General features: G+C 39.7%; 6 protein-coding genes. 3 read left to right on the top strand and 3 right to left on the bottom strand.

Features of this window, described 5'->3' with window-relative positions; genetic code table 11:
- Positions 1-601 precede the first annotated feature (601 nt).
- Complete coding sequence (locus QZ488_RS20585; protein WP_293752274.1) at positions 602-2,362, bottom strand: class I SAM-dependent methyltransferase; 1,761 nt, start codon at positions 2,360-2,362, stop codon at positions 602-604.
- A gap of 300 nt (positions 2,363-2,662) precedes the next feature.
- Here QZ488_RS20585 and QZ488_RS20580 point away from each other — a divergent pair, with 300 nt between their 5' ends.
- The 3 genes from QZ488_RS20580 to QZ488_RS20570 are packed head-to-tail and all read left to right on the top strand — an operon-like array spanning position 2,663 to position 4,354.
- The gene (locus QZ488_RS20580; RefSeq protein ID WP_293752272.1) at positions 2,663-2,992 is read left to right on the top strand and encodes a hypothetical protein; all 330 of its coding nucleotides are present in this window, start codon (positions 2,663-2,665) and stop codon (positions 2,990-2,992) included.
- Complete coding sequence (locus tag QZ488_RS20575) at positions 2,985-3,341, top strand: HipA N-terminal domain-containing protein (RefSeq protein WP_293752270.1); 357 nt, start codon at positions 2,985-2,987, stop codon at positions 3,339-3,341. Before QZ488_RS20580 ends, QZ488_RS20575 begins: the two co-directional genes overlap by 8 nt.
- Positions 3,338-4,354, top strand: coding sequence for a type II toxin-antitoxin system HipA family toxin (locus QZ488_RS20570; protein WP_293752268.1), 1,017 nt, complete (start codon positions 3,338-3,340; stop codon positions 4,352-4,354). The genes QZ488_RS20575 and QZ488_RS20570 overlap by 4 nt, the downstream gene beginning before the upstream one ends.
- Positions 4,355-4,556: 202 nt before the next feature.
- Here the strand turns inward: QZ488_RS20570 and QZ488_RS20565 are convergent, their stop codons facing one another.
- Both QZ488_RS20565 and serB read right to left on the bottom strand, forming a co-directional pair.
- The gene (locus tag QZ488_RS20565; protein ID WP_293752266.1) at positions 4,557-5,258 is read right to left on the bottom strand and encodes a hypothetical protein; all 702 of its coding nucleotides are present in this window, start codon (positions 5,256-5,258) and stop codon (positions 4,557-4,559) included.
- A 206-nt stretch (positions 5,259-5,464) separates the two neighbouring features.
- Entirely contained in the window at positions 5,465-6,529 is a 1,065-nt protein-coding gene (gene serB / locus QZ488_RS20560; RefSeq protein WP_293752264.1) for a phosphoserine phosphatase SerB, read from the bottom strand.
- Positions 6,530-6,697: the final 168 nt, after the last annotated feature.

Raw genomic sequence — 6,697 nt, 5'->3', positions numbered from 1 at the left:
ATCTATGGCTGCAATCTTATCCTGTTAAACATCATAAAATAATTGCTTGGCAAATGGGAGGCGACCATCTATGTGTAGATCATGAAGAACCTGAATTGCGTCAAGTATATCGAAGAATAAAAACCTTTCTTCAGTAGATAGCTTTTTCGTTAGCTTAGGTAAAGCTTCATGGTCAGTATTAAAACTATATTGTCGCTTGGAAGACACAATCTATATCCTAAGTTAGAACTATACTGCACTAAACGCAGTATCCTCACCCTTAGATATAGACTATAATATTGACATGTGACACTGGTAGATTGTTACTACATTCGCAATATCGTCAACTCGTCACACCACATCTTTATAAGTCATTGAAAAATATAACTTTAAATCAATACAAACAATTTAAGTGATTTAATGTAATTTACAATTATTACTATATTCGGACACTTACAAGGCGAGTTCAAGCCCAGTAGCGACCACCATATAATAAAAAACCCGCATTGGTTTACCATGCGGGTTTTTTATTATGTTTGAAAACTTTAAGTGTGCCACAAAGGTGCACTAATAATCATACCTATCAAATCAGATTCCTTTGGAGCATTGCTCTACTTTAGTGCTACCACTCATTTAATTGCTGCATTTCTTTTAAACGGGATCTTTGCAGTAAGATGGCTTCAAACAAGTCATTTAGTGATGTGTTACCAGAAGATAATCCCGGCAGCGCAATATTAGCTTCGGCAAAAAAACGTTTTTTTTGACTGTGGTTATCTGTTGATATCCACGCCATTTGCCACCAGTCATGCATACGTTCTTTGGCGTGTATTAGTTTTTGTTCTGATGGTAGTCGGTCTCTTTTATGGTTATTCACTTTTGTGTCACTGGGTAACAAATTCCATAAATCGTTATTTGGCCAGCGGGAAAATGGCATATTGTGATCGATATCATATTTACTAGTCAGTTTTTTTGCTGACCAAATACATTCCATTGATTGGTTTGCAGACAGAGTTTCAAATCGTTCACGTACTTCTTTGGTGGTAAGTTTAGGCTCAAGCCAATTTAATGATTGGTATAAATAGCTTTGTTTTTCAGGTGCAGCGTACGCAATGTTACCTTGATAACTTGCCATGGTTTTTACCCATTCACTTACCAATACAGGCTCAATCCAACAGGCATAACGACTCAGTGCTAACCAAATAGATTCGGGTAATGAAAACTCGCCCCATTGCTGCAATGTAGGCAAGTCTAAAAAAATGCTCTGTTTGGCTTTGACTGTTTTAGATGCGACTTCAAATACATGCGCATCAGTATTTGGCAAAGTGATGTATTTACATGGCATGTTTTTAATGTTGCTGGCGCTTGCCGACAGGGTTTTATAAAGAGCTGTGGCATCGTCACCTACAAATAGGTTGCCCACCCGAAAATCAGCCGCTGCTCTGTGTCGTAAATTGTGCCATCCGTCTTTAGTCATAAACCCCATATTGGGATTTTTATTCGGTGTTTGAAATAAACTCGCGTGATCTATTAAATTTTTATATTGATGCACCCAATACAATGCCACAAGGCCAAGAGGTAAAATCACTCTATCACCGGAAGGGCTGCTTTCCCGCCGCAAAACGGCGCCAGCATGACCATCGGCTATGCGTAATAAAACCCGCAACAAAGCCAATTTGTGAGTGGCTGCTTTGCCATCATTTATTGCGACATGGCGTATAAATGGAAATGCGCCTGTGCCATCGTCTGGCAGCTGCAATACAAGCGTTTGCCAATGTACCCCTGAACGGCCTAATTTATCGCTAGTGTTTGCTGCTTCTAACTTTGAAAAAAGTCCAAGGTTTTGGGCTAAACGTTCAACTTCTTCAACGCTTACATCAAACATTGTGCGTTCTTGCTGCTCTTTTTCTGTCATCCCAAATTTAAGTGAGATAACAATCTTGCCGCCGGGTTTGAGTAAGTTAGCGAGCTTTCGTATGGCACGTGTTCGTTGTGATGCAGGGACATGCATCCAAACAGCACTAAGCAGTATTAAATCAAAACTGATTTCAAGTCGCGTGATTTTATCCAGTGCAGGAAGTGAATCTTGCAACCAATGAACATTCTGTCCTTGGGTTGTTAACTGCCCAACTCTCATCAATTCTTCTGCAGGCTCAACTGCATATATTTGGCAAGTATCACCCCCTTTTTGAGTCTGAGCCGCCACTTCAGCAATATGCTTTACATCACGGCCTACACCCGCTCCGACATCTAAGATATTGGCATTGTTTTTTTCAAAGATAGGAGGTAAATGGTGCGACCAAGCACTGTGCACATCATCAAATGAGACCGATAAATATTGCTGAGATATTTCTCTAACTTGATTATTGTAATATTCGTTAGACACAGTCTTCCTTTTTGCAGCTGCAAGTGCTTTTAACTGGGGTAATTCTATAGATTTATTGGGAGATATTTATTAACCATTCACCAATTAGCTTCATGATAATACAAATCAACTCAATTCGTTATCTTGCCTGTCCTGCTAGTATTCTAGTATTCTTTGAAGCGCCCAAAAACCAATCCTGCATTGCTTTTGTGACTCAAAGTACAACAATTAACAAACACACTTGTCATTATATGTTGTATTTCACGCTGCATTCAGTTATTGTTATCTTTCATACAGATTTACCCAAACGCAGAGTGAAATATGTCTACAGATAACAGTGTTGAAAGATTGCTAGCAAGCTATGAGGCTCAAACATTTAGCGCCTTGTCTGAGCTTCAGCGCAAGCTCATTGCTGCAATGGATCAGCGTGAAACGATGGGTGATATCCACCAGCTCGGTAAAATTACCAAAGAATACAAACAAACTAATAAATCGAGCAATGAAACGCTCGCCTTACTTAGTGGTGTGTCTTCCAATACGATATCAACCATGACCAGTGACCCAACTAACTCAAAGGTATCTACTGTCCTTGCTCTACTGGATGCCATGGGTATGACACTGACTATTTCACGTAAATCTGCTGATGAGTAATATAAGCCGACAAGGGCGTGTCTTTGCCAATGGCAAGCTGGCAGGCCTATTAACGGAATACAAAGAAACAACCGGCGCACAAAAGTATACGTTTGAGTATGACGCTGATTATATCATTCAAGGTGGCACGCCTATCGGCTACCACTTCCCCTTAACAAGCGAGCCTTATCTGTATGATGTGCTGCACCCATTTTTCACCAACTTAGTCTCTGAAGGTTGGGTAAGAGTTTTTCAAGCAAGTAAAGCAAGATTAGATAAACGCGATGATTTTGGATTGCTACTGGCCAATGGCGGCGATCTGATTGGCGCAATATCAGTCCAGCCTGGCAACAAGGGTATGCAACAATGAGTCAACGGCTAGGTACGATCTCTTTAAGCCCAAAAGGAAATGAGTCGCCTTATAGCAGCTACTTCCTCAAAACCATGTTTGGTATGAGCCAGCTTCCTAAGAATGGCCTTCGCGTGCAAGGTGACGCACAAACGTTTAATGATTTAGCGCCTGAATACACAGAGGGAAATTCTGTGTCCGGTGCTCAAAAAAAATTATTAATGTCGCTGGTTGATGGGGTGCTGGTGCCAGTTAAGAAAAACGGAAAATTCATTGTTAAACCCGCACCAGATGATTTTCCTCATCTACCCGAAAACGAACATTGTATTATGCAACTTGCCAAGGCTGTTGGCTTTGATGTTGCGCAAAATGCGCTTGTACCCTTTGAAAGTGGTGAGTTAGCCTATATAACCAAACGCTTTGACATACTAAAAGACGCAAAGCGTCTTTTCATCGAAGATGCGGCCAGTCTATGTTTGGTCGCCCCAGTCAATAAAGGCAGTGATGCATTGTCTTATGAAGATACGCTCAATACGCTGTTCACCGTTAGCGGTCAAAATCGAGGAGTGACATTAAATGGCTTTAGGCAAGTGCTATTCGCCTATATCGTGGGCAACAATGATTTACACCTAAAGAATCTCTCTTTATTTAGAAAGCCAAATTCACAGTCGCATTTCATGACAAATTTTACGCCTGTTTACGATGTGTTATCAGTCGCACCCTACCCTAAGTACTATGGTGATGACTTGTCGTTAAGTTTACTTAATAGTGAATTGGAAGCGGTGTTTTCTGAAGCATACGAAGAGTACGGTTATTATACCGGCTATGACTTTATTAAATTTGGTCAGCAAATAGGTCTTTCTAATTCCGCAACGAAAAAACTAATCAAGCAGCTTTGTAGCGCAGTAGAGGGTGCATATGAATACATCATCAATGCATCGCAATGCCCTGATGACATGAAGCGAGAAATAAAATCACACATAGCAGAGAAGCTTGGTCGGTTGTCACGCCCATACCCTGTGAATTTGGTATAGGCGTTCCCCCAAATTTAGCGGCGTATTAGAGCCTGCTAACGCTACGCTGTTCATCCGCAATCATGGCTTCAATGTCCGCATTCGGACCTGTCAAGTTAACGAATGGACTCAGAAACGTGCGATGTTCAATGGTTTTTAAAAATCACCATATAATAAAAAACCAGCTTCGGTTCTCCATGCGTTTTTTTTATTATGTTTAGCGTTAATCAAGCAAAATGACAAATGCTTTAAAAATTTGATTGTCGCTTCCATCCATATAACTGACTTCTAAATCTAAATGGACTTCAGATATAGTAGATGAACTGGGTGCTAGGAAAGTGACAGTTTCGGTATTTGCATCTAATAATGTTACTTCAACACCATTAGATACTGTCCAATTAAGTCCTGAAATTTTATTTTTTCTACCAAATATTAACGAATTCACTTCGACTTCCTCTCCCCTTTTTGCCGAAATAAGAGGAACGAATATAATTAGGTCATCGTTTAAATCAATATCAACACTGTTTGTAGTTTTACTTCCTTGATTATCTGTAACTTCAATTTCTAATACAAATAGGTCTATTTCTGAGGAGTTTATTAGAGGTGCATTAAATCGAACAACTTTTGTATCAGAATCTATCAAATCAATCTGGTGGCTACTCAAAATTGACCAGTTAACATCACTTACACTGCCGTCAATGTCATCTACGTCAGCTTCTACCACGACAATTCTATTTGCAGGATCCACTGTATCAGTAACAGTGTGCAAAAATTCTACGTTCAAAATATCAACTGTTGGGGGTATATTTTCTGAGCTGTTCCCCCCACATCCGCTAAGGGACAAACTGAGTAGTAAAAAATAAATTTTAGTTAACTTTTTTAATTTAATAATATTTTTTTGTGTATTTAAAAACCTAATTATCATTTTAATATCCTATTATTAATTGAATCAGCTCAAAGGTAATAAACCGTTCAACTTTCCTTTTTAATCAACAATATATAAGTCAATATTTTCTATTAGCTCACCCATTAATTTATAATATGTATAGTCTTTATTTTGAAAAAAAATGACTCTTAGCGTTAACAATTACTACCTTTTCTGACAAAAAACTATCTGAAACAAGGTTATGATTAAACCTTCCCCGCCTCTAACACCCACATCAAGGTATCTAAGCCACCATTACGTATGGCAATGTCGGCTTGTTGGCGGACTATGGGTTTTGCATGTAATGCTACGCCTAAAGCCGCGGCATTCATCATGACCAAGTCATTCGCTCCGTCGCCCATTGCTATGGTTTGGTGAGGGGGAATAGACCATTGATTGGCGAGTTTTGTAAGGGTTTGCGCTTTGACATTGGCATCTACAATGCCGCCTTGTACTTTGCCAGTTAACTTTTTATTTTGTATCTCTAAATCATTGGCGACCGCGGCATCTAGATTGAGCCTGTCTTGTAAATAGTCAGCAAAGTAACTAAAACCACCAGAGGCAATCGCTACTTTCCAGTCGTAAGATTTGAGTAATTGAACCAAATTCGCCACGCCGGGCATAAGCGGCAGGGCTTCTCGTACTTGGTGTAAAATCGATTCATCAGCACCAGCTAGGCAAGCTACGCGGGTACGTAAGCTCTGTACAAAGTCTAATTTACCTAACATGGCTTGTGCTGTTACCGCAGACACTTGCTCGCCAACACCTGCAAGTTCAGCAATTTCGTCGATACATTCAACAGCTATTACTGTGCTGTCCATATCCATTAGTAACAAACCTGGCTCGGCCAGTGATGGGGTTTTATCTACCAAACATAACTCAACACTAAAACGGGTAGCCACTTTTTCAAGTTGTTGATTTAAGTTTTCTTCGGTTATTAGCTCAACATAAGCACAAATTGCAAAACCATTAACCCCCTCTACTTTTAGCACCCGAAAAGAAACTAGCTGCACATGCTCGGCTAACGCTTGGGTGACCAGTGTTAATTGCTGTAAGTGTAAACCTTCGGTAAAAATAACCAGTTTTTTGAGCTTTGAATGAACCGCTGTTGAAATAGCTTCAGAGGTGGATGCTTTTGCCCCCACTAAGGTTTTATCGCTACATAAAGTGTCACCAGTTAATGTGAACGCGTTTAAGCCTTGTAGACTAACCAAGTCAATTAAATACAAATGGGACAACAAATCTTTATCAGTAATTTTTATTTCAAACACTATTCGGTAACCGTATTAATCAGAATAAGTGCATGGTATCCAATGAGATACAAGATTGCTATTAGGCCGTGCCTCTCGCCTTATGCCAGTTTTAGTTAGGTTATAAACTATCAGTTGAATAAGCAGTGATTTTCGGCAACTATGTTAATCACTCAGTCCTATTAAGCC

Source organism: uncultured Paraglaciecola sp., from assembly GCF_913020055.1.
GTDB lineage: Bacteria > Pseudomonadota > Gammaproteobacteria > Enterobacterales > Alteromonadaceae > Paraglaciecola.
Note: the sequence above shows the minus strand (reverse complement) of the source record. Positions and strands in the feature narration are given on the sequence as shown.